Annotated in this window: 22 protein-coding genes; 9 read left to right on the top strand and 13 right to left on the bottom strand. The window is 71.9% G+C overall.

The genetic code is table 11. The annotated features are described in order from the left end of the window. Position 1 precedes the first annotated feature (1 nt). The 3 genes from J2S55_RS07740 (at position 2) to J2S55_RS07730 (ending at position 3,516) form a co-directional block, all read left to right on the top strand. The gene (locus tag J2S55_RS07740) at positions 2 to 1,525 is read left to right on the top strand and encodes a hydantoinase/oxoprolinase N-terminal domain-containing protein (protein ID WP_442480399.1); all 1,524 of its coding nucleotides are present in this window, start codon (positions 2 to 4) and stop codon (positions 1,523 to 1,525) included. Next, entirely contained in the window at positions 1,518 to 2,585 is a 1,068-nt protein-coding gene (locus J2S55_RS07735) for an S-methyl thiohydantoin desulfurase family protein (protein ID WP_306858328.1), read from the top strand. Before J2S55_RS07740 ends, J2S55_RS07735 begins: the two co-directional genes overlap by 8 nt. A gap of 232 nt (positions 2,586 to 2,817) precedes the next feature. Continuing rightward, complete coding sequence (locus J2S55_RS07730; protein WP_306858325.1) at positions 2,818 to 3,516, top strand: ATP-binding protein; 699 nt, start codon at positions 2,818 to 2,820, stop codon at positions 3,514 to 3,516. A gap of 66 nt (positions 3,517 to 3,582) precedes the next feature. Here the strand turns inward: J2S55_RS07730 and J2S55_RS07725 are convergent, their stop codons facing one another. Further along, entirely contained in the window at positions 3,583 to 4,359 is a 777-nt protein-coding gene (locus J2S55_RS07725) for an alpha/beta fold hydrolase (RefSeq protein ID WP_306858324.1), read from the bottom strand. Positions 4,360 to 4,416: 57 nt separating this feature from the next. On the opposite strand from J2S55_RS07725, the gene J2S55_RS07720 reads away from it, so the two are divergent. Next, positions 4,417 to 4,890 (top strand): MarR family winged helix-turn-helix transcriptional regulator, encoded by a 474-nt coding sequence (locus J2S55_RS07720; RefSeq protein ID WP_306858322.1) that lies wholly within the window; start codon positions 4,417 to 4,419, stop codon positions 4,888 to 4,890. A gap of 202 nt (positions 4,891 to 5,092) precedes the next feature. On the opposite strand, the gene J2S55_RS07715 is transcribed toward J2S55_RS07720, so the two are convergent. Then, complete coding sequence (locus J2S55_RS07715; RefSeq protein ID WP_306858321.1) at positions 5,093 to 6,037, bottom strand: endonuclease/exonuclease/phosphatase family protein; 945 nt, start codon at positions 6,035 to 6,037, stop codon at positions 5,093 to 5,095. A 252-nt stretch (positions 6,038 to 6,289) separates the two neighbouring features. After that, positions 6,290 to 6,787, bottom strand: coding sequence for a hypothetical protein (locus J2S55_RS07710; RefSeq protein ID WP_306858320.1), 498 nt, complete (start codon positions 6,785 to 6,787; stop codon positions 6,290 to 6,292). A gap of 175 nt (positions 6,788 to 6,962) precedes the next feature. Between J2S55_RS07710 and J2S55_RS07705 the strand changes: the two genes are divergently transcribed. The 3 genes from J2S55_RS07705 (at position 6,963) to J2S55_RS07695 (ending at position 10,223) form a co-directional block, all read left to right on the top strand. Beyond that, positions 6,963 to 7,787 carry a helix-turn-helix domain-containing protein gene (locus J2S55_RS07705; RefSeq protein WP_306858318.1) on the top strand — a complete coding sequence of 275 codons (825 nt, stop codon included), beginning with the start codon at positions 6,963 to 6,965 and terminating at the stop codon, positions 7,785 to 7,787. Then, positions 7,778 to 7,972 (top strand): DUF397 domain-containing protein, encoded by a 195-nt coding sequence (locus J2S55_RS07700; RefSeq protein ID WP_086577970.1) that lies wholly within the window; start codon positions 7,778 to 7,780, stop codon positions 7,970 to 7,972. The genes J2S55_RS07705 and J2S55_RS07700 overlap by 10 nt, the downstream gene beginning before the upstream one ends. A gap of 175 nt (positions 7,973 to 8,147) precedes the next feature. After that, positions 8,148 to 10,223 carry a SpoIIE family protein phosphatase gene (locus J2S55_RS07695; protein WP_306858315.1) on the top strand — a complete coding sequence of 692 codons (2,076 nt, stop codon included), beginning with the start codon at positions 8,148 to 8,150 and terminating at the stop codon, positions 10,221 to 10,223. Here the strand turns inward: J2S55_RS07695 and J2S55_RS07690 are convergent. Continuing rightward, a complete protein-coding gene (locus tag J2S55_RS07690; RefSeq protein ID WP_306858313.1) occupies positions 10,195 to 10,647 on the bottom strand; it encodes an Lrp/AsnC family transcriptional regulator in 453 nt (150 codons plus the stop codon). The two genes, J2S55_RS07695 and J2S55_RS07690, sit on opposite strands and share 29 nt — an antisense overlap. Positions 10,648 to 10,761: 114 nt before the next feature. Between J2S55_RS07690 and J2S55_RS07685 the strand changes: the two genes are divergently transcribed. Then, positions 10,762 to 14,244, top strand: coding sequence for an indolepyruvate ferredoxin oxidoreductase family protein (locus tag J2S55_RS07685; RefSeq protein ID WP_306858312.1), 3,483 nt, complete (start codon positions 10,762 to 10,764; stop codon positions 14,242 to 14,244). 1 nt (position 14,245) lies between these two features. Here J2S55_RS07685 and J2S55_RS07680 read toward each other — a convergent pair whose 3' ends face one another. From J2S55_RS07680 to J2S55_RS07670, 3 genes are all read right to left on the bottom strand, one after another. Beyond that, a complete protein-coding gene (locus tag J2S55_RS07680) occupies positions 14,246 to 15,697 on the bottom strand; it encodes an MFS transporter (RefSeq protein ID WP_306858311.1) in 1,452 nt (483 codons plus the stop codon). Between the two features lie 166 nt (positions 15,698 to 15,863). Beyond that, the gene (locus J2S55_RS07675) at positions 15,864 to 16,775 is read right to left on the bottom strand and encodes a carbohydrate kinase family protein (RefSeq protein ID WP_306858309.1); all 912 of its coding nucleotides are present in this window, start codon (positions 16,773 to 16,775) and stop codon (positions 15,864 to 15,866) included. Positions 16,776 to 17,164: 389 nt separating this feature from the next. Further along, the gene (locus J2S55_RS07670) at positions 17,165 to 18,229 is read right to left on the bottom strand and encodes a LacI family DNA-binding transcriptional regulator (RefSeq protein ID WP_306858308.1); all 1,065 of its coding nucleotides are present in this window, start codon (positions 18,227 to 18,229) and stop codon (positions 17,165 to 17,167) included. Positions 18,230 to 18,537: 308 nt separating this feature from the next. Here J2S55_RS07670 and J2S55_RS07665 point away from each other — a divergent pair, with 308 nt between their 5' ends. After that, entirely contained in the window at positions 18,538 to 19,821 is a 1,284-nt protein-coding gene (locus tag J2S55_RS07665; protein WP_306858307.1) for an ABC transporter ATP-binding protein, read from the top strand. A gap of 77 nt (positions 19,822 to 19,898) precedes the next feature. On the opposite strand, the gene J2S55_RS07660 is transcribed toward J2S55_RS07665, so the two are convergent. The 6 genes from J2S55_RS07660 to J2S55_RS07635 all read right to left on the bottom strand — a co-directional run bounded on the left by J2S55_RS07660 (position 19,899) and on the right by J2S55_RS07635 (position 25,677). Continuing rightward, the gene (locus tag J2S55_RS07660; RefSeq protein ID WP_306858305.1) at positions 19,899 to 20,531 is read right to left on the bottom strand and encodes an ACT domain-containing protein; all 633 of its coding nucleotides are present in this window, start codon (positions 20,529 to 20,531) and stop codon (positions 19,899 to 19,901) included. A 198-nt stretch (positions 20,532 to 20,729) separates the two neighbouring features. Beyond that, positions 20,730 to 20,945, bottom strand: a complete 216-nt coding sequence (locus J2S55_RS07655; protein WP_370879608.1) for an AMP-binding protein — start codon at positions 20,943 to 20,945, stop codon at positions 20,730 to 20,732. Positions 20,946 to 21,218: 273 nt separating this feature from the next. Then, positions 21,219 to 22,271: a LacI family DNA-binding transcriptional regulator gene (locus tag J2S55_RS07650; RefSeq protein WP_306858304.1), complete on the bottom strand. Its 1,053-nt coding sequence runs from the start codon at positions 22,269 to 22,271 to the stop codon at positions 21,219 to 21,221. Next, positions 22,261 to 23,877 carry a glycoside hydrolase family 13 protein gene (locus tag J2S55_RS07645; protein WP_306858303.1) on the bottom strand — a complete coding sequence of 539 codons (1,617 nt, stop codon included), beginning with the start codon at positions 23,875 to 23,877 and terminating at the stop codon, positions 22,261 to 22,263. Before J2S55_RS07645 ends, J2S55_RS07650 begins: the two co-directional genes overlap by 11 nt. 49 nt (positions 23,878 to 23,926) lie before the next feature. Then, a complete protein-coding gene (locus J2S55_RS07640; protein WP_306858302.1) occupies positions 23,927 to 24,805 on the bottom strand; it encodes a sugar ABC transporter permease in 879 nt (292 codons plus the stop codon). Continuing rightward, positions 24,802 to 25,677, bottom strand: coding sequence for a carbohydrate ABC transporter permease (locus J2S55_RS07635; RefSeq protein ID WP_306858301.1), 876 nt, complete (start codon positions 25,675 to 25,677; stop codon positions 24,802 to 24,804). Before J2S55_RS07635 ends, J2S55_RS07640 begins: the two co-directional genes overlap by 4 nt. Positions 25,678 to 25,701: the final 24 nt, after the last annotated feature.

Below are 25,701 nucleotides of genomic sequence, written 5' to 3'. Positions count from 1 at the left end.
CATGATGCGCATCGGAATCGACGTCGGCGGCACCAACACCGACGCCGCCCTGCTCGGCGACGCCGGCGAGGTGCTGGCCGCCGTCAAGTCCCCCACCACGGCGGACGTCACCTCCGGCGTCGCAGGGGCGATCACCGCCCTCGGCGCCGCCGACGCCTCCGCCGTGATGATCGGCACCACCCACTTCGTCAACGCGCTGGTGGAGGCCTCCCGCCTGGAGCCCGTCGCCGCCGTACGGCTGGGCCTGCCCGCCACCGCCGCGCTGCCGCCGATGGTCGACTGGCCGGCCCGGCTGCGCGAGGTCGTCAGGGGGCACGACTACCTGTGCCACGGCGGCCACGAGTACGACGGCACCCCCATCTCCGACCTCGACCCCGAGGAGCTGAAGCGGGTCGCGGCCGACATCGCCGCCCGGGGGCTGCGCTCGGTGGCGGTCTCCTCGGTCTTCTCTCCGGTCAGCGGGGAGTTCGAGCTGCGCGCCGCGGAGATCCTGGCCGCCGAGCTCGGCCCGGAGGTCCACCTGTCGCTCTCCCACGAGATCGGCAGGATCGGCCTGCTGGCCAGGGAGAACGCCACCATCGTCAACGCCGCCCTGCGACCGCTCGCCGAGCGCACCGTCGGCGCCTTCGAAGACGCGCTGAAGACCGCGAGCATCGTCGCCCCGCTGTTCCTGTCGCAGAACGACGGGACGCTGATGGACCTCCGGCAGGCGCAGCGCTACCCGGTGGCGACGTTCGCCTCGGGGCCGACCAACTCGATGCGGGGCGCGGCGTACCTGTCCGGGCTCACCGACTGCGCCGTGGTCGACATCGGCGGCACCACCACCGACGTGGGCATCCTGGTCGGCGGCTTCCCCCGGGAGGCCACCGGCGAGGCGGAGCTGGCCGGGGTGCGGACCAACTTCCGCATCCCCGACGTGCTGTCGCTGGGCATCGGCGGCGGCTCGCTCATCGCCCCGGACGGCTCGGCCGGGCCGCGCAGCGTCGGCTACCGGCTCACCGAGGAGGCCCTGGTCTTCGGCGGCTCCACCCTCACCGCCACCGACCTGGCGGTGGCGGCCGGCTACGCCGAGATCGGCGACCCCTCGCTCGTCGCGCACCTCGACCCCCGCGCCGCGCTGGCGCGGATCGCCGAGCGCGTCGCCGAGACCGTGGACCGGATGCGGACCTCGGCCGCCCCGCTGCCCGTCGTCGCCGTCGGCGGCGGCAGCATCCTCATCCCCGACGGCCTGCCCGGCTTCGACGAGGTCCACCGGCCCGGCCACTTCGCCGTCGCCAACGCCGTCGGCGCGGCCATCGCGCAGGTCGGCGGCGAGGTGGACCAGGTCTTCTCCGGAGCCCGCGACGCCATGCTCGACGAGGCCCGCGACAAGGCGGTCTCCCGCGCCGAACGGGCCGGGGCCCGCGCCGGCAGCGTGCGGATCGTCGAGGTGGAGGAGATCCCCCTGGCCTACCTGCCCGGCGGCGCGACCCGCGTCCGCGTCAAGGCGGTCGGCGACCTGGACCTGGAGAAGATCAATGCGTGAACTCGGAGCCGACCAGCTCGACGACCTCGCCCGCGGCGCCGGGATCCTGGGCACCGGCGGCGGGGGCGACCCCTACATCGGCAAGCTCCTGGCCCGCGAGGCGATCCGCGCCCACGGCCCGGTGACCGTCCTGGACATCGACGAGGTGCCGCACGACGCCACCGTCGTGCCGGTCTCCGGCATGGGCGCGCCGACCGTGCTGCTGGAGAAGCTCCCGGCGGGCACCGAGGAGCTCACCGCCCTGCGCGCGCTGGAGGCCGTGCTCGGCCGGCGGGCCACCCACATCGTCCCGATCGAGGTCGGCGGCGTGAACTCCATGATCCCCATCGCCGCCGCCGCCCAGGCCGGGCTGCCGCTGGTCGACGGGGACGCCATGGGCCGGGCCTTCCCCGAGGCCCAGATGGTGCTGCCCACGCTGATCGGCGTCTCGACCACCCCGATGGCCCTGGCCGACGACAAGGGCAACACCCTGGTCGTCGACGCGGTCTCCAACCGGTGGTCGGAGAAGATCGCCCGGGCGGCCTGCGTGGAGATGGGCTGCCAGGTCTCCTGCGCCGACACCGTGCTCCGCGGCGACCAGCTCCGCGACGGGCTGGTCCCGGCGACGCTCACGCTGGCGGAGGACCTGGGCCGGGCCGTACGGCTGGCGCGGGCCGAGCACTCCGACCCGGTGGAGGCGGCCAGGCGGCTGCTGGAGGGCGTGCGCCTGCTCAGCGGCAAGGTCGTCGACGTGGAGCGCCGCACCACCGGCGGCTTCGCCCGGGGCCGCGCCCGGTTGGAGGGCCCGGACGGCGTCCTGGAGCTGAGCTTCCAGAACGAGCACCTGCTGGCCGTGCGGGACGGCGCCACCGTCGCGACCACCCCGGACCTGATCTGCGTCCTGGACACCGACACCGGCGAGCCGGTCACCACCGAGGCCATGCGGTACGGCCTGCGTGTCACGGTGATCGCGGCGCCCTGCGACCCCCGGTGGACCACCCCCGCCGGGCTGGCGCTCGCCGGGCCGCGCTACTTCGGCTACGACTGTGATCACGTGCCCCTGGCCGGCGTGCGGGGGTAGGCCCGGCGCCGTCCGCGGCCCGGGCGGGCCGCCGGGGCGGGCCGCCGGATCCGGTGGATCCGGCCGGATGGGTGGAGCGGCACGCCGCGGTCGCCTAACCTGTAGGGACGAGGGGAGTACTTCCCAAGAACCGGTCCGGTCAATACGGACGCCCCACGGCGTCCCCGGGCGGTCGCCCGCGAGGTGCGGGTGAAGGAGACCTCGAATGGCCGAGCGCATTCGAGGAGCCCCCATGCCGGCTGACAGACCGCTTCCGACCTCCGCTCCGGCCCCCGCCGGTCCGCTCCGACCGGAGACGGTCCCCGCCGGTCCGCTCCGGCCGGGGACGGTCCCCGCCGGTGAGCTGAGCTATCCCCCCGGGTCGCTGGTGCTGCTCGCCGGGCTGCCCGGCGCGGGCAAGAGCACCCTGCTGGACCGGCTGTACGGACTGCGCGGCGACGAGCGGGGACCGGTCCGGGCCGGCGCGGTGCGGGTGATCGACTCGCGGCAGTCCCGCAACTGGTGGGCCCGCTATCTCGGCCCGATCCCGCCGCGGATCCGCACCCCGATCGTGCACGCCACCCATGTGTCGCGGATCGCGCGGGCGCTGCTGCGCGGGCACGGCGTCGTCGCGCACACCCGGGGCACCTGGCCGCACATCCTGTACGGCTTCGCCTGGCTGACCCGCCGGGTCGGCAGCGAGGTCCACCTGATCCTGCTGGACGTCGAGCCGGGGGTCGCGCGCGCGGGGCAGCTGTCCCGCGGCCGGGTCGTCACCGCCACCGGCTTCGCCCGGCACTGCCGGCGCTGGCGGGTGCTCGTCGCCCGCGCCCGCGGCGGCTCCCTCCCGCCGGCCGCGGGCGTCACCGTGCTGGACCGCCCGGCGGCGGACCTGCTGGGCGCCATCCGTTTCGACAGGCTGCCGGACCCGCGGCGGGAAGAGCACCGCTAGGAGCCGTCAGCTGGGCAGACCCCATCCGCCTGACCCAGGCCCGGTTGAGTGCCGCCTGTGCTGTGGTCACACGGTGTGCAGGAAGTCTTCGAGGATGTCGTTGTAGAGGTCCGGGCGCTCCATGTTGGGGTAATGGGCGGCACCGTCGATCGCGGTCGCGCGGCCGTCGGCGACGGTGCCGGCGAGGCGTTCGGCCATGCCGATGTGGTCGGGCGAGTCCAGGGCGCCGTTGATGGCCAGCACGGGTATGTGGATCTTGGGGACGCGCTCCCAGGTGTCGCGCACCGGGACGAGCAGGTTCGCTTCGCCGGCGGTGTGCTTGGACATGGTGGCCCTGACCATTCGACGCAGGCGGGCGGCGACGCCGGGATCGAGATCATCGACGGTGCGGTACGGGCCCGCGGCGAAGAGCATGAAGCCCTCGATCGAGGCCTCCAGATCACCGGCGGCCATCGCCGCATGCCATGTCGCCATGGACCGGGTGGTCCAGGGGTCGGTGAGGTACGGCTCGCCGGTTCCCGCGCCGCTGACGACCACGGCGCTGACCAGTTCCGGGTGCTCCAGCGCGGTCTCGACCGCGATGCTCGCGCCCATGGACACTCCCACCATGATCGCAGGCCCCACGCCCAGATGGCGGAGCAGCGCGGCGAGGTCGTCGGTGAGCCGGTACGGCTCGGTGGCGTTGGCCGAACGGCCGTGGCCACGGGCGTCGGGGACGATGACGCGGTATCGGGAGGCGAAGACGGGAATCTGGTCGTCCCACATGCCGTGGTCCACGAAGCCGCCGTGCAGCAGGACGAGGGGGCGGCCGGCGCCGGTGTCGAGCCAGAACAGATCCTTCATGACAACTAAGGTGTCATTATTTGGCCAAGATGACAACTGAGCTGTCAATATAAGAGGATGAGCGAGACAGACCGTGGCCCGGCGTCCGAAGAATCGACCGACCGGCTCGCCGAGGTGTTCGACCTCGTGGGTCCGCTCTACCGGCGCGCCTATCGCAAAGTGGAGCAGGACGCGCCCATCGAGGGGCTGTCGGTGGGCGTGCGGGCCGTGCTCAACATGCTCCGCAAGGATGGGCCCATGACCGTCCCCCAGATGGGCCGGGCCCAGGCGCTGAGCCGCCAGTTCGTGCAACGCATGATCAACGACGCGGCCGCGCGAGGCCTGGCCGAGTCCGTCCCCAATCCAGCGCACAAGAGGTCCTCGCTCATCCGGCTGACGGAGGAGGGCCAGGCCGCCATCACCGCCGTGTTCGACCGCGAGCGGGCGGTACTGCGCCAGGTCGGCGGCGACCTCACCGACGACGACATCGCCGCCTGCATCCGCGTCCTCTCACGCCTCCTACGGCATCTCGACGACGTCGACGTGGACTGAGACCTCTCCCCGGAAGGGTGGCACGTGAGTGGCCGATCAGCGCTGCCGCAGGCCGGGATCGGGCCTCGCTCGTCCAGGGGCGGGTGAGGCTCGATCACGGACCGTTCCTCGTCGGTGCGGTCTCCACGCGCCATGGCGACGGCCCGCCAGGATCGGAGGCCAGAGCGAGGCGGATCCCTTTGATCTCAACTCCGTACAGGCCCTAACGGGCGGAGCCCCTCAGGTCGGCGAGGATCGCGCGGTGGTCGCTGCCCGACCCCGGCAGCACCCGGCTGTCGAGGCCGGTGAAACCCCGGGTGAGCACGTGGTCCAGGCGGACGGCGGGCCAGGCGTCGGGCCAGGTGAACTGCAGGCCGGTGCCGGCCTGCTCCGACACCGGCGACAGCAGCGCGGTGAGGCGGCTCAGCTCCCGGTCGGTGGTCGCGGTGTTCAGGTCGCCGACGACGATGATCCGGGGGCTGGGGTCCGCCCGGACCGCGCGGGCCAGGGCCTCCACCTCGGCGTTGCGGTTGGCGATGACGGACGGCCGGTAGGGGCGGAAGGAGGCCAGGTGCACCGCGTAGAGGCTGACCGGGCCCTGCGGCGTGTCGATGATCGCCTGCTGTGCGCGCAGCACCCCGGGCACCGGCCGTGGAAGGCCCTCGAAGGGGTATCTGCTCCACACCGCCACACCCGGGTTGCCGGGGAAGCGGTGGGGGTAGCCGGGGTTGATCTCCCGGACGAAGGCGGAGTCGACCGCTCCGTCGGCCGGCGCGGGGTCGTCGGGGATCTCCGCGGCCACGAGGATGTCCGCGTCGGCGGCCCGCAGCGCCCTGGCCGTCGCCACCAGGTCGCCGTTGGCGTAGCTGACGTTCTGGTGGACCACGCGCAGGTCCCGCGGGCCGGCGCCGGCGGTGCGGACGAACGCGGGCCCGAAGATCGCCGCCCACATCACGGCCGGGATCACCACTCCGGTCAGCGCGAGCCACGACCAGCGGGCGAGGGCGGCCAGGGCCAGGGCCGGGACCGCCAGGCCCAGCCAGGGCAGGCCGCTGTCGAGCGTGTTGCCCAGGCCCCGCCAGTTGGGCACCTGCCGGTGTCCCGCCAGGACGAGAGCGACCAGCACACCCGCGACCGCTGTCAGCCCGCCTCGGAACCGCGGCGACATGATGATGAGAGATCCCTTCGGCGGCTGCGGGTCCCGGCGCCCTTCACCGAAGCAGTTCATCACGGCGTCGGCGGATGCGGCGAGGAGGCTTGCGGTGTCGGAGGGGCCGACATGCCCGTGCCCGGCGGACGATTTTACCGTCGCCCGGCGATCTCCTCCACCTTCCCGCACCCCGGCCGCCGCCCCCGCACCCCGCGCCTTCCCGCCCCCGCGCCCCGGCCGCCGCTCCCCCTCACCGGCCGCCGTGCCCTCTCACCGGCCGGGCACGGCGTCCAGCGGCGGGGCGGCCGGGGACGCCGGGGGGACGCACGCCCGGTCGTCGCACCCGGCCGGCCCGGCGACCGGGTGGAGCAGGCCGGCAGGATCGGCCGCCGGGCGGAGCAGGCCGGCCAGTCCCCCCTCCCTCCCGTACGGCCGGGCGCGGAGCGCCTCGGCGATCAGCCCGGAGCGCGGATGGCGCTCCCTCAGCTCGGCGTAGCGCAGCGCCACCACGCGGGCCACGGCGGCCGGGCTGTCCAGGCTGTAGACGGCGTAGAGCCGCTGCCTGGTCCTCGGCGACAGGCGCCCGGTCCACCAGCGGTAGACCACGCCGTCCGTCCAGACCACCAGGTCGGCCCAGACGGACACCAGGGCCAGGCCGTAGCCGTCGTGGACGTCGCCCTCGACGCCGTGCCGCGCCAGTTCGTCACGGAGCAGACACGCGGCCTGAACGGCGGGCGTCTCCGCGAGCACACCTCGGAGGTTCGCCACTGCCCACCTCCTCTCGGCGTTCGATGAAAACGGCAGACCGTTTCCCATTCCCAGGGTGCCGTGGGATGATTACTTTCGGTAGGTGTCCGATTACTAAGAGACACATGCATCTCGGTTGGGGTCCGCTGTGGGACCCACCCCGACACATGTAGGACCCGAAAGGACGGGAGCCCCCATGCCCGCCCCAAACGAGCTGGATCCCAGTGCCAGTGTCATGGCCTACTGGGGTTCCGAGCTGCGCCGGCTGCGAGAGGCCATGGGCTGGAGCCAGCAGGAGCTCGCCAAGCGGACGACTTACTCCACCTCGCTGGTGGGTCTGGTCGAGACCGCCATGCGCGCTCCGACCAGGAAGTTCGCGCAGAGATGCGACGAGGTGCTGGAGACCGGCGGAACGCTCGTCAAGCTCTGGCCGCTGATCGGCCGGGAGTCCTCGCCCGCCTGGGTCCGCTCACTGTTCGAGCTGGAGTGGGAGGCGCGCACCCTGCGCAACTACCAGCTCGCGGTGGTGCCGGGGCTGCTGCAGACCGAGGACTACGCACGGACGCTGACCCGCTCGGGTCGGCCGTTCGACACCGTCGAGCAGGTGGAGGAGATGGTGACGGTGCGGATGCAGCGGCAACGGCTGCTGGACCGGCCCGATCCGCCGATTCTCTTCGTCCTGCTGGATGAGGCCGTGCTGGCGCGCCCCATCGGTGGTGCCCGGGTGATGCGAGAGCAGCTCGAGCACCTCCTGGAGGCGACCGCGCGGCCACGGGTCACCCTTCAGGTGATCCCGTTCGAGGTGGGGGCCTACCCCGGGCTGGCCGGACCCATGTTGGTCCTCTCCTTCAAGGGGGCGCCCGACGTGGTCTACATGGAGAACGCGGAGAACGCGCAGCTCCTGACCGATCCGGCCCGGGTCGACCCCCTGTCGGCCCAGTTCGACGCATTGCGTTCCTGGGCACTCCCACAGGCCGCCTCGGCGGCCTTTATCGAGAAGAGGATGAGTTCATGGATCTGACCGGTGCCCGGTGGCGCAAGAGCAGCCGCAGCAACGGCAACGGTGGTGAGTGCGTCGAGGTGGCCGTCAACCTCCCCGGCGTCGTCGCCGTCCGCGACAGCAAGAACCCCGACGGTCCCGCGCTGCTGTTCTCCCCGGAGGTGTGGGCCACCTTCCTGACCCGCATCAAGGGCGGCTCGCTCTAGAGCCGTCCACCGCGTGGTGAGGTCGCTCCTGCGGGCGTAGCGTAGATCTTCCACCCCGGCGGCATCCATCGTGGATACAAGCCCGAACTGTTTGGGTATGCGACTCATTCAGGGGAAGTGCGCCGGGCAGAGCTCGACGCCGGTGCGCACGGAGGGTCTGGCCAGGGAAGGCACGATGAGAGCTGCCCGGCAGGAGAGGGCCAGCGGGCTGGGGCTGGAGGTGTTCGATCCGGCCCCTGTCGGGGTGTCGGTGAGCAGTGTGCGAGACCACCGGCTGGTCTACGCCAATGCCGTCTACCGGTCGGTCTTCGGTGACAGGTCGATCAGGACCCTCGCGCGCGAGGCGTTCAGCGATCACGTCGAACGGGACTACTACTTCGGCCTGCTGGACCAGGTCCTGAGCACCGGGGAGCCGGTGACCGTCACCGAGGCCTCGGTGGCCATCGACTACGCCGACACCGGCCCGCAGGAGCGTTTCTTCACCTTCAGCCTCTCGGAGATCTCTCTCGGCGGCGACGAGCGCGGGGTGCTGCTGGTGTCGGTGGAGGTCACCGAGCAGGTCACCGCCGCGCGGCGGATCAAGGCTCTCGCCGAGGAGCGGGGCCGTCTGCTCCAGCGCTACCGGAAGCTGGGCAGCGTCGGCGCGGAGATGGTCTGGGTGACCGCGCCCGACGGCAGTGTCATCGAGCCGAGCCCTGGCTGGGAGAAGGTGACCGGGCAGTCGTGGGAGGAGTTCAGGGAGGAGGGGTGGCTGGAGGCCGTCCACCCCGACGACCGCGAGCCGACCGTCCAGTCGTGGTCCCGGGCGGCCCGGGAGGTGCCGCCCCTGTGGGAGCACGTCCACCGGATACGCCGCGCCGACGGTACCTACCGGCACTTCAACGTCCGGGCCGTGCCGGTGCTGGAGGGCGACACCGTGGTGGAGTGGGTGGGCAGCTGCACCGACATCGAACAGGAATGGCAGGAGGACCAGCGCCGGGAGCTGCTCGACCGGGCCGCCGCCGCCACCGCCGACATCACGCGCCTGGAGGAGATGCTCACCGCGCTGGCCCATGTGATCGTGCCGGACCTCGCCGACGGCTGCATCATCTACCTGCTGCCCCACTCGCCGGACCGGCCCGAGCACGCGCCGCTCCTGGCGCACCTCGTCGCCTCCGCGGTCCGGCCCGGCCTGCCCGCGCTGCCCGAGCACGGCGAGGAGACCTTCGCCCCCGACAACGTGTTCGCCCGCACGGTACGGCGCCGCCGCCCCATTCACCGGACGTTCCCGCCGGGGGCCCCGGCGCCCGGCGTCGCGCCGGCGGAGGCCGAGGCGTGGCTCGTCTCGGCCGCGGCCAACAGCGTGGTCCTCGTGCCGGTCATCGTCGACGGCACCGTGGCGGCGGTGGTGGCCGCCTCCGCCTGCGGGGGACGCCCCCCGCTCAGCACCTCCGACGTCGCCCTGATAGGCCAGATGCTCGACCACGCGCACGACCCCTTCAGCAACGCCATCGAATACCGGCGCACGCAGCGCACGGCGCTGGCCATGCAGCACAGCCTGCTCCCGGAGCCGCCCACCGTCCCGGGCCTGCAGATCACCGCCCGTTACCGGCCGAGCCCCGCCGCCGCCGAGGTCGGCGGGGACTGGTACGACTGCTTCCGGCTCCGCGACGGCGCCACCATGCTGACGATCGGCGACGTGGCCGGCCACGACCTGCCGGCCGCCGTCACCATGAGCCAGCTGCGCAACATGCTCAGAGGGCTGGCCGTCGACCGGGAGGAGCCGGTCGGAGACATCCTGAGGCGCCTGGACACGGCCATGGAGACCCTCTACGACGATGAGACCGCGACCTGCGTCCTGGCGCGCCTGGAGACGACGGAGGGCGGCTGGCAGCTGAGCTACTCGGTGGCCGGGCACCCGCCGCCCCTGCTGGTCACCCCCGACGGCCGCGGCCGTCTCCTGGAGGGGGCCGCCAACCCCCTCCTGGGCGTGCTGCGTGACAGGCCGCGCACCAACGCCGTCGAGCCGTTGCCACCGGGCAGCACGCTGCTGCTGTACACCGACGGCCTCGTCGAGCGCCCGGGCGAGCACCTCGACGTGAGCCTGGACCGGCTGTGCCGGCACGCGACGACGCTCGCCGGGGAGCCGCTGGAGGACTTCTGCGAGGGACTGCTGACCGATCTGACCGCCGGCGGGAAGGACGACATCGCCATGATCGCGGTGCGCCTGCCGTCCGGGCCGCTCACAGCGGCAGGACGCCCCCCGGTTTGAGGGCCTTCATGGCGATCTGGGAGGTGAGCTTGTCGAGCCCGGGCAGGCGGCCGAGCTTCTCCAGGCAGAGCTGACTGTAGGAGTCCATGTCGGGCACCGCGACCCGCAGCACGTAGTCGGGGCGGCCGAACATGCGCAGGCACTCGACCACGTCCTCGACCTCCATGACCGCCGCCTCGAAGGCGGTGACGGTCTCGGCGTCCTGCCCCTCCAGCTCGACGTAGGCGAGAACCTGGAACCCGCGCCCGACGGCGGTGGGGTCGACCATGGCGCGGTAGCCGGTTATCACCCCCGACTCCTCAAGATTGCGGACCCGGCGCAGGCACGGCGAAGGGGTCAGCCGTACCCGCTCGGCGAGTTCGAGGTTGCTGAGCCGCCCTTCCGCCTGCAGAAGACCGAGAATTGCGCGATCGGTTGCATCCATGGCAACGGATGCTAACCAATCCGCTAATCGCAATAAATATTGACATCGGATTTCGCACCTCCTGACATAACCTTGCGGGCAATCGAAGCGGCGCAGACAGACGGGACCACAACCATGACGATCTTCGCCGACGCCCGCGAGGTGACCCCCGACGACCGGTACGTCCTCGACGAGGGCCAGGTCTTCATGACCGGCACGCAGGCGCTGGTCCGGGTGATCCTCGACCAGATGCGCGCCGACCGCTCCGCCGGCCTCGACACCGGCGCGATGGTGTCGGGCTACCCCGGCTCCCCGCTCGGCGGCTTCGACCAGGAGCTCGCCCGCTCGCACCGGCACGCCGGGCCGCTCGGCGTCGTGCACCGGCCGGGCCAGAACGAGGAGCTGGGCGCCACCGCCGTCTGGGGCAGCCAGCTCGTGCCGTCGCTCCCCCTGCCGCGCAAGGCGGGCGTCCTGGGCGTCTGGTACGGCAAGGCCCCCGGCGTCGACCGCGCGGCCGACGCGTTCCGGCACGGCAACTTCGTCGGCGCCCACCCCGACGGGGGCCTGATCGCCTTCTGCGGCGACGACCCGACCTGCAAGTCCTCGACGCTGCCCTCGGCCACCGAGAGCGCGCTCGCCGCGCTGGGCATGCCGATCGTCCACCCCGGCAGCGTCCAGGAGCTGCTCGACCTGGGCCGCCACGCCATCGCGGCCTCCCGGGCCAGCGGCCTGTGGGTGGCGGTGAAGGCCGTCGCCGACGTGGTGGACGGCACCGGCACGGTCGGCGTCGGTCCCGGCCGGGTGGTCCCCGTCATGCCGGTCGTGGAGTACGAGGGCAGGCCGTACCGGCACACGCCGGACGCCACGCTCCTGACCCCCTGGTCGCTGGAGATGGAGCGGACGCTGGTCGGCCCGCGCCTGGAGCTGGCGCGGGCCTACGCCAGGGAGAACGGCCTCAACCGGATCACCGTGGACCCCCGCGACGCCTGGCTCGGCATCGTCGCCTCGGGCACCGCCTACTACGACGTGCGCGAGGGCTTCCGCAAGCTGGGCGTGGACCCCGCCGAACTGGGCATCCGCATCCTCAAGATCGGCATGCTCTGGCCGCTGGAGCCCGGCGTCGTGCGGACCTTCGCCCGCGGCCTGGAGGAGATCCTGGTCGTCGAGGAGAAGGCCCCGCTGCTGGAGACCCTGGTCAAGGACGTCCTGTACGGCACCGCCGACGCCCCGCGCGTCCTCGGCAAGCTCGACGAGAACGGCGCCCCCCTGATCCCGCGGGCCGGGAGCGTCGACGCCGACCTGGCCGCCAAGGCGATCGCCTTCCGGCTGCGGCGCAAGGGCCTGGACGGCCGGGCCGAGATCGCCGAGGGCCTGGCCGTGATCTCCCGCCCGGCACCGCTGAAGCTGCTCGGCGCCCAGCGCACCCCGTTCTTCTGCTCGGGCTGCCCGCACAACCGCTCCACCGCCGTCCCGGACGGCGCCCCGGTGGGCGCGGGCATCGGCTGCCACACGATGGTGGTGCTCAACCGGGAGGGCAAGGGCACGCTGACGGGCCTGACCCAGATGGGCGGGGAGGGCACGCAGTGGATCGGCCAGGCGCCGTTCACCGACACCCCGCACATCTTCCAGAACCTGGGCGACGGCACCTTCCACCACTCCGGCTCGCTCGCCGTGCGCGCCGCCGTGGGCGCGGGCGTCAACATCACCTACAAGCTGCTCTACAACAGCGCCATCGCCATGACCGGCGGCCAGACGATCACCCCGTCCCTCGCCGTGGCCGACCTGACCCGCTGGCTGGAGGTGGAGGGGGTGCGCCGGGTGATCGTCACCACCGACGAGCCCGAGCGCTACCGGGGCGTCAGGCTGGCGCGGATCGCCGAGGTCCGCGACCGCACCGCGCTGCAGGACGCCCAGCGCGAGCTGGCCGCGACACCCGGCGTGACCGTGCTGGTCCACGACCAGCAGTGCGCGGCCGAGAAGCGGCGGCTGCGCAAGAAGGGCGACCTGCCCGACCCGGTCCGGCGGGTGGCGATCAACCAGCGGGTGTGCGAGGGCTGCGGCGACTGCGGGCAGAAGTCCGAGTGCCTGTCGGTGCTGCCGGTGGAGACCGAGTTCGGCCGCAAGACCGAGATCCACCAGTCGTCCTGCAACAAGGACTACTCCTGCGTGGAGGGCGACTGCCCCTCCTTCCTGACCGTCACGCCGGGCAGGGCCTCGCGCGGGCGCGCCGCCGTACCGGCTCCCCCCGAGATGCCCGCTCCGCCGCCGCGGACCGGGGAGACGATGATCCGGCTGGTGGGCATCGGCGGCACCGGCGTGGTGTCGGTGGCGCAGATCCTCGGCACCGCCGCGATGTTCGACGGCAGGCAGTCGCGCGGGCTCGACCAGACCGGCCTGGCCCAGAAGGGCGGCACGGTCGTCTCCGACATCCTGATCTTCGACGGCGGCGGCGACGGTGACCGGTCCGGCCGCGCCGGCACGGGCGGCGTGGACGCCTACCTCGCACTCGACCTGATCGGCGCCACCGACCCCAAGCAGCTGCGCGGCGCCGACCGCGACCGGACCGTCGCGGTGGTCTCCACCAGCCTGGCGCCCACCGGCTCCATGGTCCTCGACCCGGCCACGCACGTCACCGACCTCGGCGGGCAGGTCGGCGCGCTGGAGTCGCGCACCCGGCGTGAGCTGAACGTCTACCTCGACGCCGAGGACGTCGCCCAGAAGCTGTTCGGCGACCACATGCCGGCCAACACGATCGTGGTCGGCGCGGCCTGGCAGCGCGGGCTCATCCCGCTCAGCCTGGAGGCGATCGAGCGGGCCATCCGCCTGGGCGGCGGCAAGAGCGCGGACAGGACGATCGCCGCCTTCCACTGGGGCCGGGCCGTCGTCGCCGACCCGGAGGCCGTGGCACGGGCGACCGGTTCCCCCGCGCCGGTCGAGCAGCCGCCGAACCCCGAGATCGTCAGGCTCGTCGACTCGGTCGCCGCCCCCGGCACCGAGCTGCACCGGATCCTGCTGGTCCGGGTGCCCGACCTCGCCGCCTACCAGAACCCGCGCTACGCCGTCCGCTACGTCGAGGCGGTCCGCGCGGTCCTCGCCAGGGAGGCGGAGATCTCGGCCGGGCACTGCCCGATCACCGAGGCCTACGCCCGCCACCTGCACCGTCTGATGGCCTACAAGGACGAGTACGAGGTGGCCCGGCTCCACCTCGACCCGGCCGAGCGGGCCCGCGTCACCGCCGAGTTCGGCCCCGGGGCGAAGATCTCCTACAACCTGCACCCGCCGGTCCTGCGCGCCCTGGGCATGGACCGCAAGATCCGTCTCGGCTCCTGGTTCGACCCGGCCTTCCGCCTGCTGTACGGCATGCGCGTGCTGCGCGGCACCCGGCTGGACCCGTTCGGCGGGGCGGGGGTCCGCAGGACCGAGCGCGAGCTCGTCGCCGAGTACACCCGCGACGTGCACAGCGCCCTTTCGCACCTGCGCCCGGAGACGGAGGACCGGGTCCGCGAGCTGGCCGAGCTGCCGGAGGTGATCCGCGGCTACGAGCACGTCAAGATGCGCAACGTGGCGGCCTACCGGGAGCGGGCGGCCGCGCTGCTCGGCGAGCTCGGCGGCCGGTAGGTCACGCCCTGACCGAGGACAGGGGCGGGGCGATGTCCTCCAGGGAGGTCCGCTCCGCCTTGACCCCGAGCAGGATGGTGACGATCCCGGCCAGCACCATCATGCCCGCGGCGACCAGATAGCCGTAGAACAGGCGGGTCGGGTCGGGGTTGGCCTGGTCGCCGATCAGCGCGCCGAAGATGGCCGGGCCGAGCGCGCCGAAGGTCTGGGCGACGGCGAAGAACACCGCGATGGCCAGCGCCCGGATCTCCAGCGGGAACAGCTCGCTGACGGTGAGGTAGCCGGAGCTGGCCGCGGCGGAGGCGATGAAGAAGATGACCGACCACAGGAGGGTCTGGGTGGCCGCGGTGAGCAGGCCCTCCTTGAACAGCCAGCCGGTCACGGCCAGCAGGAGGCCGGAGGTGATGTAGGTGGAGGAGATCATCGGCTTGCGGCCGACGGTGTCGAACAGCGGCCCCAGGACGAACGGGCCGAGCAGGTTGCCCACGGCGAAGGCGAACAGGTATTTCGACGCCTCCGAGGCGCTCACCCCGTAGAACTGCGAGAGCACCAGCACGTAGGTGAAAAAGATCGCGTTGTAGAGGAACGACTGGCTGACCATCAGGGTGGCGCCGAGGACCGAGCGCTTCGGGTAGTCCCTGCAGATCACGCGCAGGACGTCGCGGTAGCTGACCGTGCCGTGCGGCCGGATCCCGATGACCTTGCGCTCGTCCACCGGCGGCAGCTCCTTGCCGGACTCCCGGACGTGCTCCTCGATCTCCCGCACCGCCAGCTCGCCCTCGCGCTCCCTGCCGTGCATGACCAGCCAGCGCGGGCTCTCCGGCAGGTGCCGCCGCAGACTCCAGATCGCCAGGCCGATGAGCGGGCCGATCAGCAGGCCGAGCCGCCAGCCCAGGTCGACCGGGAGCAGGTCGGGGTTGAGCAGGACGTAGGTGGACGCGGTGCCGATCATGGCGCCCAGCCAGTAGGTGCCGCTGACCGCCAGGTCGATCCGGCCCCGGTAGCGGGCGGGGATGAGCTCGTCGATGGCCGAGTGGATCGCCGCGTACTCCCCGCCGATGCCCATGCCGGCGAAGAACCGGAAGATCAGCAGCCACCAGTAGGAGAAGGAGAGCGCGGTGATGCCGTTGGCGACGAGATAGAGGCCGAGCGTGATGATGAAGAGCTTACGCCGCCCGAACCGGTCCGACAGGCGTCCGAACAGCAGCGCGCCCGCGACCTCGCCGAGCAGGTAGACCGTGGCGGCGAAGCCCACCTCGGCCGAGGTCAGGGCGAGCGTCTGCCTGTCGCGGAGGACGTCGCCGACGGCGCTGGCGATGGTGATCTCCATGCCGTCGAGCACCCAGGCCACGCCGAGCGCGACCACCATCTTGGTGTGGAAGCGCGACCAGGGCAGCCGGTCGATCCGCGCCGGGATGAGCGTCCGGATGATCTGATCCTGCGATGCCCCCATAGCTACTCAGTGTAGTGATTAATGGCTTAAAGTCACGGTCGGCGGACCGCCATGGGCAGGGCAGGACGCCACCCGGTGAGACACCGGCCCGGTGAGACGCCAGGGCGGGCAGGACGCCAGGGCGGACGGGACGTCAGGCCCGGCGGGAGATCAGGACTGCTGGACGTCAGGACGGCTGGACGCGGGCGAGCTCCTCCCTGCGGCTGAGCAGGGACGGCTCGTCGATGGGGTTCTCGTGGGTGCCCGTCGACGTGCAGGCGTGCGCGCCCGCGACGGCGCCCAGCCGGACGGAGTCGTCCAGGGACCGGCCCGACAGCAGGCCGTACAGGACGCCGGAGACGAACGCGTCCCCGGCCCCGTTGCTGTCGGCCACCGGTCCGGGCAGCGGGGCGGCGGGGAAGTGCCGCAGCCCGTCGGCGTCGAGGACGTGGCAGCCCTCGGCGCCCGACGTGCAGATCACGGTCCTGGCGCGGCCGCCGGTCAGGATGTCGCGCATGACGGCCTCGCGGCGGGAGCCGAGCGCCGTGTCCGACAGGAAGACCAGGTCGGAGGAGTAGGCGTAGTCCCGGTGGAAGTCGTTGTCCCCGTCCCAGTCGTGCAGGTCGGTGGAGACGGACCCGCCCTCCAGGTCGGGGTAGACGTGCCGGGAGAAACCGGTGAGCGACACGTGCACGTGCCGGGCCTCGCGCACCGCCGGCAGGTAGAGCTCCCTGGGCAGCCGTTCGCCGGGCGCGTCACGCGGGTCGAACAGCGACAGCCGCCGCCCGTCGGGGCCGACCAGCAGGACGCTGCGCCGGGTGCCCTGGGGGGCCAGAGCCCATTCGAACTCCACCCCCTTGGCCTCCATGTGGGCCCGGATGAAACGGCCCTGCGGGTCGTCGCCGATCAGGTCGACGAGCTTGACCTTCAGGCCGAGTGAGTGACAGCCGAGCGCCACGCCGCTGCCGGTGTTGCCGATCCGGTCGATCACCGGGGGGACGGCGTAGGTGTCGGCGTACGGCAGGGGCAGCTCGGGCACGTAGGCCGTGGTGTCCACCCCGGTCCCACCGATGACGACGACGTCGTGACCAGTCTTCATCGCCCCATGATCCCACCCCGCCGGCAGGCGGCCCGCCCCGCGCCCCGGCCGGCCGGACCGGGGGCGCCGCCGGGCCGCAGGACGTCACGCCGGCAGTCCGGCAGCGGGTCGCCGCCCTGCCCCGTCGGGAACAGGATCCGGCCGTCGGCCGGGACGTCACGGCCGGACACGGCCCGGTGTGATCCGGTTGTGGCTGATCAGGCGCATCCCCATCCGTTGACCAGGCCATCCTTCGGAGCTTCGATTTTTCGAAGATCTCGCGAAAGTTTCGATCTCGACGGTCGTGGCCATCCTGATCCGGGGCCTCTTCCATCAGCCGCAGTGTGGAACGGCCCCGCCCGGCCGGACGGTCCCCACCGGGCGGGCGCGGCCCGGCGGGTGGGGCGCCGTCAGCGGTTGACCAGCGGCCCGGAGCCGGTCGAGCGGCGCACCACCAGCTCCGGCTGGAACATCAGCTCGATGTGCCTGCTCCGGATGCCGTTGATCTCCTCCAGCAGGGTCGCCACGGCGGCCGAGGCCATCGCGCCGATGGGCTTGCGGACGGTGGTCAGCGGCGGATCGGTGAAAGCGATCAACGGCGAGTCGTCGAACCCCACCACCGACACCTCCCCCGGCACCGACAACCCCCGGTCCCGGCACGCCCGGATCGCCCCCAACGCCATCAGGTCCGAAGCGCACACGATGCCCGTGCACCCCCGCTCCAGCAACTGCGCCGCCGCCGCCTGACCCCCCTCCACCGAGAACAGCGAATGCGAGATCAGCTCATCCACCTCGGTCGCCCCCAGCAACTGCGCCATCGCCTGCCGGTAACCCTCGATCTTGCGGATCACCGGCACGAACCGGCGCGGCCCGACGGCCAGACCGATCCGCTCGTGCCCCAGATCCACCAGATGCTGCACCGCCAGCCGCGCGGCGGCCCGGTCGTCCGGCGAGATGAACGGCGCCTCGATCTGACCGCTGTAGCCGTCCAGCAGGACGATCGGCAGCCCGCGATCGGTCAGGCGGGTGTAACGGTCCATCTTGGCCGTCGTGTCGGCGTGCAGGCCGGAGACGAAGACGATGCCGCTGACCCCCCGGTCAATCAGCAGCTCGGTGAACTCGTCCTCGGGGGCCCCGCCGGGGAGCTGGGTGCACAGCACCGGGGTGTAGCCGTGCTGGGTCAGCGCCTTCTCGATCGCTTGGGCGAACGCCGGGAAGATCGGGTTGTCCAGCTCCGGGGTGACCAGCCCGATCAACCCGTTGCTGCGCTGGCGCAACCGCTGCGGCCGCTCGTAGCCCATGACGTCGAGCGCGGCCAGGACGGCCTGCCGGGTGGCGGCGGATACGCCCGGCTTGCCGTTGAGCACCCGGCTCACGGTCGCCTCGCTCACCCCTGACTGGGCGGCGATGTCGGCCAGCCGGATGCCCGCTCCCTCGGGGCGGGACCGCGAGGTCTGCGTGAGTTCACCGTCCATCAGAAGTACCCCACCATGCTGCTGAATTGGGCGCAACCCAGACGGTATTCAACGCCCTGGATGTGAAACTCGTTTCCGAAAGTTTTCGTAAACTGTAACATCCCTTGCTCTCTGTCACGGCCATCACCTCGCATGCGGCCGGAAATCTCCTAATTCGCTACTTAGCTACTCACCAGGAACAGGGAAGTAACCAGCAGGTGTGCGATTTCTAACGACATCTATGGACACGCGGGCAAGTAGCGCGATGTACTACCTCATCAATCACACGGCTGGATCCGGGCAGTGGCGCCCGGGGGGAACGAGCGCGCATGAGTACCGTCGTCCTCGACAATGTGACCAAGGTCTACCCCGGCGGGTACCTGGCGGTTGACCGCATGAACCTGCGCGCCGAAAACGGGGAATTCCTCGTTCTGCTGGGGCCCTCCGGCTGCGGAAAGTCCACGCTGCTCCGGATGATCGCCGGCCTGGAGGAGATCACCTCCGGAGACCTTTGGCTGGGCGGCACGCTCGCCAACGACCTCGCCCCGCGCGACCGGGACGTCGCCATGGTCTTCCAGAACGGCGCGCTCTATCCGCACCGCACGGTACGCGGCAACATGGCCTTCCCCCTGGAGATCGCCAAGGCCGATCCGGCGATGGTCAGGGAGCGCGTGACGGAGCTGTCCAAGGCGCTGCACATCGACGAGACCCTTGAGCGCCGCCCTGGAACGCTCTCCGGCGGCCAGCGCCAGCGTGTCGCGATGGGCAGGGCGATCGTCCGCCAGCCCTCGCTCTTCCTGATGGACGAGCCGCTGTCCAACCTCGACGCGGGCATGCGCACCGAGCTCCGCATGGAGATCTCCTCGCTGGTCCGTTCCCTCGGCGTGACCACGATCTACGTGACACACGACCAGGTCGAGGCCCTGACGCTGGCCGACCGGATCGCCATCATGAACCGCGGCGTGCTCCAGGACGTCGGCACCCCCGCCCAGGTCTACAACGACCCGGCCACCGCCTTCACCGCCGCCTTCCTCAGCTCCCAGCAGCTCAACCTGCTCGCGGCCACCGTGCGCACCCCGCAGAACCAGTTCATCCTGCTGGACTTCGGGGTCCACCAGATCATGATCCCTTGGACCGATCCCAGGGCCTACGCCATCTCCCAGCACGTCGGCCGCCAGATCATCGTCGGCCTGCGCCCGGACTGCCTGGCCCCGGTCCCCGAGACGTTCGAGGGCCCCACCTTCCTCGGCCGCGTCCGGGCCCTGGAGTATCACGGCCACGAGTGGCTCGCCTACGTCGAGAGCGGCATCCCCACGGTGGCCGTCCCCGAGCCTCCGGACCCCCGGCACAAGGCCCGCAGCCTGGCGGCCGCCGCCCCGGGCGGCCGGGCCCGCGCGGTCATCAGGCGCCTGCTGCCCGGCTCCGGATTCGACCCCGAGCCCGAGCAGGCCCAGGAGCAGGTCGGCGGCACCCACCGCCGGGCCGACCTGATCGTCCGCGTCGGGTCCCGCCCCGTCTGGCGGACCGGCGAACCGGCCCGCGTGGGCGTCGACACCACCCGCCTGATGCTCTTCACCCCCGACGGCTCCCGGATCGACCCCCCGCACCGCTGACCGGCCGGCCCGGCCGCACCCCCGCGTGGCCCGCCGTACCCTGTCCGGCCCCGCGCCCGCCGGGCCCGCCACGGGGATCAGCGGCCGATGATGGAGACGATCTCGACGACGCGGGCGGCGCGGTCCAGCTCCGCCCGGTGGAAGGACGGCCCCTCGGGGCGGGCGAGGATCAGGTGCAGGCCCGCGCCCGGCACCGGGAGGCTCATCAGACGATGGCTGCCCGAGGCGAGGGTCGAGGGGCGCAGGGGGGTGAGATCGCCCGCCTTGACGCCGAGGAGGCCGCCTTCTCCGTCGAGCGCGGCGGGGGCCTGCCAGCTCCGGTGGACGAGCTCACCACTCCCCGAGGACACCGCGACCGCCCATTCGGCGCTCAGCAGGCCGGGCACGGCGTCCACGAGGGTGGCGAAGGCCCGGGCGGGCTCGGTCGCGACATGTTTGAGCAGGTCGTAGTCGGGGGCGGCGCCGGGGATCTCACGGGTGGGCCAGACGGCCTCGACACGTATGCCGGGCACGACGGACAGGCGTTCCCGGACCGTCTCGGCGTCGGCGGCGCCGGGCCAGGCGACGGTGAAGTCGTCCACGGCCCGGCCGGTCTCGCGCTCCAGCACCGTCACCTGGAGGATGTCGGCCCCCAGCGTGCCGAGCACCCGGGCGACCTGCCCCAGGGCGCCCGGACGGTCAGGGAAGGACACCCGTAGCCGCAACATCATTGTCGATCACCTCTCTTTGGACAGCCAGGGTGTCCTAGACAGGTTTCACGAAGGTTCCGGGGAGATGTCCAGGATAAGACCTGGCATCCGAAAACATCAGTCCTGATCGGACGCCATGCCGGTGATCCGGTCCCGGCCCGGCGCGAGCGTTTCCGGCGGGCTCCCCCACCGACCCGTCACCGTCCTCTCACCGGCCCGTCACCGTCCTCCCGGCGGCCCGTCATCCCCCTCCGCCGGCGCGGGCAGCGGCACCGTCGTGCCACCGGCCTTGAGCACCGCGCAGAAGGCGACCGCGTACTCGGCCCATCCGTCTCCGCCGAACAGCAGGCCGATCCGGTCCCCGGGGCGGAGACCCCGGTCGAGCAGGCCGCGGGCGACGGCGTTGGAGCGCCGTTCCCACTGGCCGAAGGTCAGGTCGCCGAGTCCGTCGGCGACGAGGGCGGGCCTGTCGGGATCGGTCTCCGCCCGTACGGCGAGCAGCCGGGGGATCGTGGGCGGAGCCGGGTGTGCACACTCATGCCGGCCTCCTGGGCGGGCGCGCGAGATCGGATGATCGAACGAGAGTGGGACCGGGCCGAGAACGGCCCGGGTGATGCACGTGCCGAGGAGAGGGATCGGCCGGGGACAGCCGGTCCCCAGGAAAAAGGGGAAGGGGAGAGAAGGGTCAGCGAGAGAAGGGGAGAAGGGTCAGCGGAGGATCTTCGGGCCCGAGCCCGTGGAGCCGCGCACGATGAACTCCGGCTGGAAGATGAGCTCGGAGTGCTGCACGGGCGCGCCGGAGACGGCCTCCAGCAGGGTGTGCACCGCGGCGGTCACCATCGACTGGACCGGCTGGCGGACGGTGGTCAGCGGCGGATCGGTGAAAGCGATCAACGGCGAGTCGTCGAACCCCACCACCGACACCTCCCCCGGCACCGACAACCCCCGGTCCCGGCACGCCCGGATCGCCCCCAACGCCATCAGGTCCGAAGCGCACACGATGCCCGTGCACCCCCGCTCCAGCAACTGCGCCGCCGCCGCCTGACCCCCCTCCACCGAGAACAGCGAATGCGAGATCAGCTCATCCACCTCGGTCGCCCCCAGCAACTGCGCCATCGCCTGCCGGTAACCCTCGATCTTGCGGATCACCGGCACGAACCGGCCCGGCCCGACGGCCAGACCGATCCGCTCGTGCCCCAGATCCACCAGATGCTGCACCGCCAGCCGCGCGGCGGCCCGGTCGTCCGGCGAGATGAACGGCGCCGGGACGTCGTCGGCGTGCCCGTTGAGCAGGACGATCGGCACGCCCTGCCCGATGATCTGGGTGTAGCGGTCCGAACGCGCGGTGACGTCGGCGTGCAGGCCGGAGACGAAGATGATGCCGCTGACCCCGCGCTCCACGAGCAGCTCGGTGAACTCGTCCTCCACCGCGCCGCCGGGGAGCTGGGTGCACAGCAGCGGGGTGTAGCCGTGCTGGGTCAGCGCCTTCTCGAAGGCCTGGGCGAACGCCGGGAAGATCGGGTTGTCCAGCTCCGGGGTGACCAGCCCGATCAACCCGTTGCTGCGCTGGCGCAACCGCTGCGGCCGCTCGTAGCCCATGACGTCGAGCGCGGCCAGGACGGCCTGCCGGGTGGCGGCGGATACGCCCGGCTTGCCGTTGAGCACCCGGCTCACGGTCGCCTCGCTCACCTTCGCCTGCGCGGCGATGTCGGTGAGCCTGGCCGCGCTGTTGCCGGGCGGGCCGCCGCCGCTAGACGGCATCGCGTTCCCACCAGACGGCCGAGTCGGGTGCCAGCCGCGCCACGCCGCCGTCGACGGCCGGCTCCTCGCTGGCCAGCAGGACCCGCCCGGGGGCGGGCAGCTCGACCGGCTCGCCGGTCAGGTTCATGGTGCAGGCGAACCCGTCGCCCCGGGTGAAGGCCAGCGTGCCCTCGGGGGAGTCCAGCCAGGTCAGCGGCGCGTCGTCGAAGGAGCGGCGGGCCCGCCTGATCTCCAGCGCCGTCCGGTAGAGGCTCAGCGTGGAGTGCGGGTCGCGTAGCTGGGACTGGACGCTGAGCGGGCCCCAGGAGGCGGGCATGGGCAGCCACGTCTCCTCGATGCCCGGCAGGCTGAAGCCGAAGTGCGGCTCGACGTCGGCCCACGGGATGGGGACCCGGCAGCCGTCGCGACCGTCGTCGGGGTTGCGCAGCCGCTGCGGGTCGCGCAGGAACTCCTCCGGCAGGTCGAGGACCTCCGGCAGGCCGAGCTCCTCACCCTGGTAGAGGTAGGTGGAGCCGGGCAGGCAGAGCGTCAGCAGGGCCGCGGCGCGGGAGCGGCGCAGGCCGAGGTCGCCGCCGCCGTAGCGGGTCAGGTGCCGCTTGACGTCGTGGTTGGACAGCACCCAGGTGGTGGGCGCGCCGACCATTCCGGAGGTGGTCAGCGACTCCTGGATCACCGTGCGGAACCTGGCCGCCTCCCACGGGGTGTTGAGGAAGTGGAAGTTGAACGCCTGGTGCAGCTCGTCCGGGCGGACGTAGTTGGCCAGCCGCTGCGGCGACGGCGCCCACGCCTCGGCGACGCCGATCCGCTCGCCCGGGTAGGAGTCGAGCAGCCTGCGCCAGGCGCGGTGGATCTCGTGCACGCCGTCCTGGTCGAAGAACGGGACCACGTCGGCGCCGATCATCCGGACCTGGTCGGAGTGGCCGACGTCGGGCAGGCCCTCGGCCTTGACCATGCCGTGGGCCACGTCGACGCGGAAGCCGTCCACGCCCAGGTCGAGCCAGAAGCGCAGGACCGACTCGAACTCCGTGTGGACCTCGGGGGTGTCCCAGTTGAGGTCGGGCTGCTCGGGGGCGAACAGGTGCAGGTACCACTCGCCGTCGGGCAGCCGGGTCCAGGCGGGGCCGCCGAAGACCGACTCCCAGTCGTTGGGGGGCAGCTGCCCGTCCTCGCCCTTGCCCGGGCGGAAGATGTAGCGCTCCCGCTCGGGGCTGCCGGGGCCGGCCGCCACGGCCTGCTGGAACCACACGTGCCGGTCGGAGGTGTGGTTGGGCACGACATCGACGATCACCCGCAGGCCGTGCCGGTGCGCGTCGTCGATCAGGGCCTTGGCGTCGGCCAGCGACCCGAAGATGGGGTCCACGTCCCGGTAGTCCGCCACGTCGTAGCCGAAGTCGGCCATCGGCGAGGTGTAGAACGGCGTCAGCCAGACGGCGTCGACCCCCAGGTCGGCCAGATAGCGCAGCCGGCTCCGCACGCCCAGCAGGTCCCCGACCCCGTCGCCGTTGCCGTCGGCGAAACTGCGCACGTAGACCTGGTAGATCACCGCGTCCCGCCACCACCGGGTGGCGGTCTCGCTGGCATGGTCCGCGTGGACGAGCTCGGTCATATTAATCCCCCGATCAAGTGACATATCAGGACGTGATAGCACGGTGGTGTTACGACTTTGTGGCGCCGGCGGTGAGTCCGGCGACCAGATGACGCTGGACGAGCAGGAAGATGACCGCCGCGGGCAGCGCGATCAGCACGGCCGAGGCGGTCAGCAGCCCCCAGTCGGACCAGTGCTGGCCGACGAACTGCTGCAGGCCGGCCGCGAGTGTGCGCGTCTCCTCTCCCGTCATGAAGACCGAGGCGTAGGCGACCTCGCCCCAGGCGGTCATGAAGGAGTAGAACGCGGTGACCGCGATGCTGGGCCGGGCCAGCGGCAGGATGACCCGCCAGAAGGTGCCGAACGGGGTCAGCCCGTCGATCATCCCCGCCTGGTCGATCTCGCGCGGGATGGAGTCGAAGTAGCCCTTCATCATCCACGCGCAGAACGGCACCGCCACGGTCATGTAGGCGATGACCAGGCCCGGGATCTGGTTGAGCAGCCCGAGGCCCGCCATCAGGTTGTAGAGCGGCACGATCAGGATCGCCACCGGGAACATCTGGGTGATCAGCAGCATCCACATGACGCCGCGGTAGCCCGGGAACCGGAAGCGGCTGACCGCGTATCCGGTCGTCGAGGCCAGGAACACGCCGATGACCGTGGTCAGCCCCGCGATGATCACGGAGTTGAGCAGCCAGTTCGGGAACTGCGTCTCGGTCAGCACCCGGGCGTAGTTGCCCAGCGACGAGTTGTCGAAGAAGGTCAGCTCGGTGGAGAGCCAGCCGTCGCGCGGCTTGAGCGAGGTCAGGATCAGCCACACGATGGGGAACAGCGCGACGAGGGAGGCGACGACGAGCGTCCCGTGCAGCAGGATCGAGCTGCCGACGCTGCGTTCCCCACGGCCGCGGGCGCGGCCACGCCTCGTGGGACCTGCGGTGACGGTGCTCACCAGACCTCCCCTTGCTTGCGCAGCGCGCGGCGGTAGACCAGGGCCAGCACGACGAGGAGCAGGAGGATGATCACTCCCCAGGCCGCCGAGCCCGAGTAGTTGCGGATGCCGGTGAAGGCCTCACGGTAGGCGTAGGTGACCAGGATCTCCGTGGAGCTGCCCGGTCCCCCGCCGGTGATCAGGAAGATCAGCGGGAACATGTTGAACGTCCAGATCGTGCCCAGCAGGACGACGGTGCTGGAGACCGTGCGCAGGCCGGGGACGGTGATGTGGCGGAAGCGCTGCCACGGCGTGGCGCCGTCCACCTCGGCCGCCTCGTAGAGCTCGCCGGGGATCGACTGGAGCCCGCCGAGCATGGCCACCATCATGAACGGTACGCCCACCCAGACGTTGACCGCGATGACCGCGATCTTCGCCGTGGTCGGGTCGTCGAGCCAGCCGACCGCCCCGAGGCCCGCGGCCTTGAGCATCGCGTTGATGACGCCGTAGTCGCTGTTGTACAGGTAGCGCCAGATGAAGGCGGCGACGAAGGGCGGGACCGCCCACGGCAGGATCAGCAGCAGCCGGTAGACCGAGCGCAGTCGCATCTTCCGGTTGAGCAGCAGGGCCAGGCCGAGACCGAGGCCGTAGTGGAGCCCGACGCACGCGACGGTCCAGCCGACCGTCCAGATCAGCTTCTCCCAGAACAGGCCGCTGGTCAGGATGTCGACGTAGTTGCCGAACCCGACGAACTCGTAGCTCGAGGGGATCACGTTGACGCCGATCGTCCGCCCCATCGTGGCCTCGGTGGCGTCGGTCAGCGACAGGTAGACGCCTCGGACCAGCGGCCAGCCGATCAGCACGGCGGTGACCACGATGACCGGGGCGACCATGGCCCAGGCGTACCAGTAGCGCGA

This window comes from Streptosporangium brasiliense (assembly GCF_030811595.1).
GTDB lineage: Bacteria > Actinomycetota > Actinomycetes > Streptosporangiales > Streptosporangiaceae > Streptosporangium > Streptosporangium brasiliense.
This window is presented reverse-complemented; position numbering and strand designations above follow the sequence as displayed.

Coding starts and splice junctions, on each gene's coding strand:
- J2S55_RS07720 (WP_306858322.1), top strand. CDS start 4,417: ATGAGCGAGACAGACCGTGGCCCGGCGTCCGAAGAATCGACCGACCGG.
- J2S55_RS07635 (WP_306858301.1), bottom strand. CDS start 25,677: ATGGTCGCCCCGGTCATCGTGGTCACCGCCGTGCTGATCGGCTGGCCG.
- J2S55_RS07685 (WP_306858312.1), top strand. CDS start 10,762: ATGACGATCTTCGCCGACGCCCGCGAGGTGACCCCCGACGACCGGTAC.
- J2S55_RS07705 (WP_306858318.1), top strand. CDS start 6,963: ATGCCCGCCCCAAACGAGCTGGATCCCAGTGCCAGTGTCATGGCCTAC.
- J2S55_RS07740 (WP_442480399.1), top strand. CDS start 2: ATGATGCGCATCGGAATCGACGTCGGCGGCACCAACACCGACGCCGCC.
- J2S55_RS07660 (WP_306858305.1), bottom strand. CDS start 20,531: ATGATGTTGCGGCTACGGGTGTCCTTCCCTGACCGTCCGGGCGCCCTG.
- J2S55_RS07700 (WP_086577970.1), top strand. CDS start 7,778: ATGGATCTGACCGGTGCCCGGTGGCGCAAGAGCAGCCGCAGCAACGGC.
- J2S55_RS07735 (WP_306858328.1), top strand. CDS start 1,518: ATGCGTGAACTCGGAGCCGACCAGCTCGACGACCTCGCCCGCGGCGCC.
- J2S55_RS07645 (WP_306858303.1), bottom strand. CDS start 23,877: ATGACCGAGCTCGTCCACGCGGACCATGCCAGCGAGACCGCCACCCGG.
- J2S55_RS07690 (WP_306858313.1), bottom strand. CDS start 10,647: ATGGATGCAACCGATCGCGCAATTCTCGGTCTTCTGCAGGCGGAAGGG.
- J2S55_RS07680 (WP_306858311.1), bottom strand. CDS start 15,697: ATGGGGGCATCGCAGGATCAGATCATCCGGACGCTCATCCCGGCGCGG.
- J2S55_RS07695 (WP_306858315.1), top strand. CDS start 8,148: ATGAGAGCTGCCCGGCAGGAGAGGGCCAGCGGGCTGGGGCTGGAGGTG.
- J2S55_RS07650 (WP_306858304.1), bottom strand. CDS start 22,271: ATGCCGTCTAGCGGCGGCGGCCCGCCCGGCAACAGCGCGGCCAGGCTC.
- J2S55_RS07665 (WP_306858307.1), top strand. CDS start 18,538: ATGAGTACCGTCGTCCTCGACAATGTGACCAAGGTCTACCCCGGCGGG.
- J2S55_RS07725 (WP_306858324.1), bottom strand. CDS start 4,359: ATGAAGGATCTGTTCTGGCTCGACACCGGCGCCGGCCGCCCCCTCGTC.
- J2S55_RS07675 (WP_306858309.1), bottom strand. CDS start 16,775: ATGAAGACTGGTCACGACGTCGTCGTCATCGGTGGGACCGGGGTGGAC.
- J2S55_RS07730 (WP_306858325.1), top strand. CDS start 2,818: ATGCCGGCTGACAGACCGCTTCCGACCTCCGCTCCGGCCCCCGCCGGT.
- J2S55_RS07670 (WP_306858308.1), bottom strand. CDS start 18,229: ATGGACGGTGAACTCACGCAGACCTCGCGGTCCCGCCCCGAGGGAGCG.
- J2S55_RS07715 (WP_306858321.1), bottom strand. CDS start 6,037: ATGTCGCCGCGGTTCCGAGGCGGGCTGACAGCGGTCGCGGGTGTGCTG.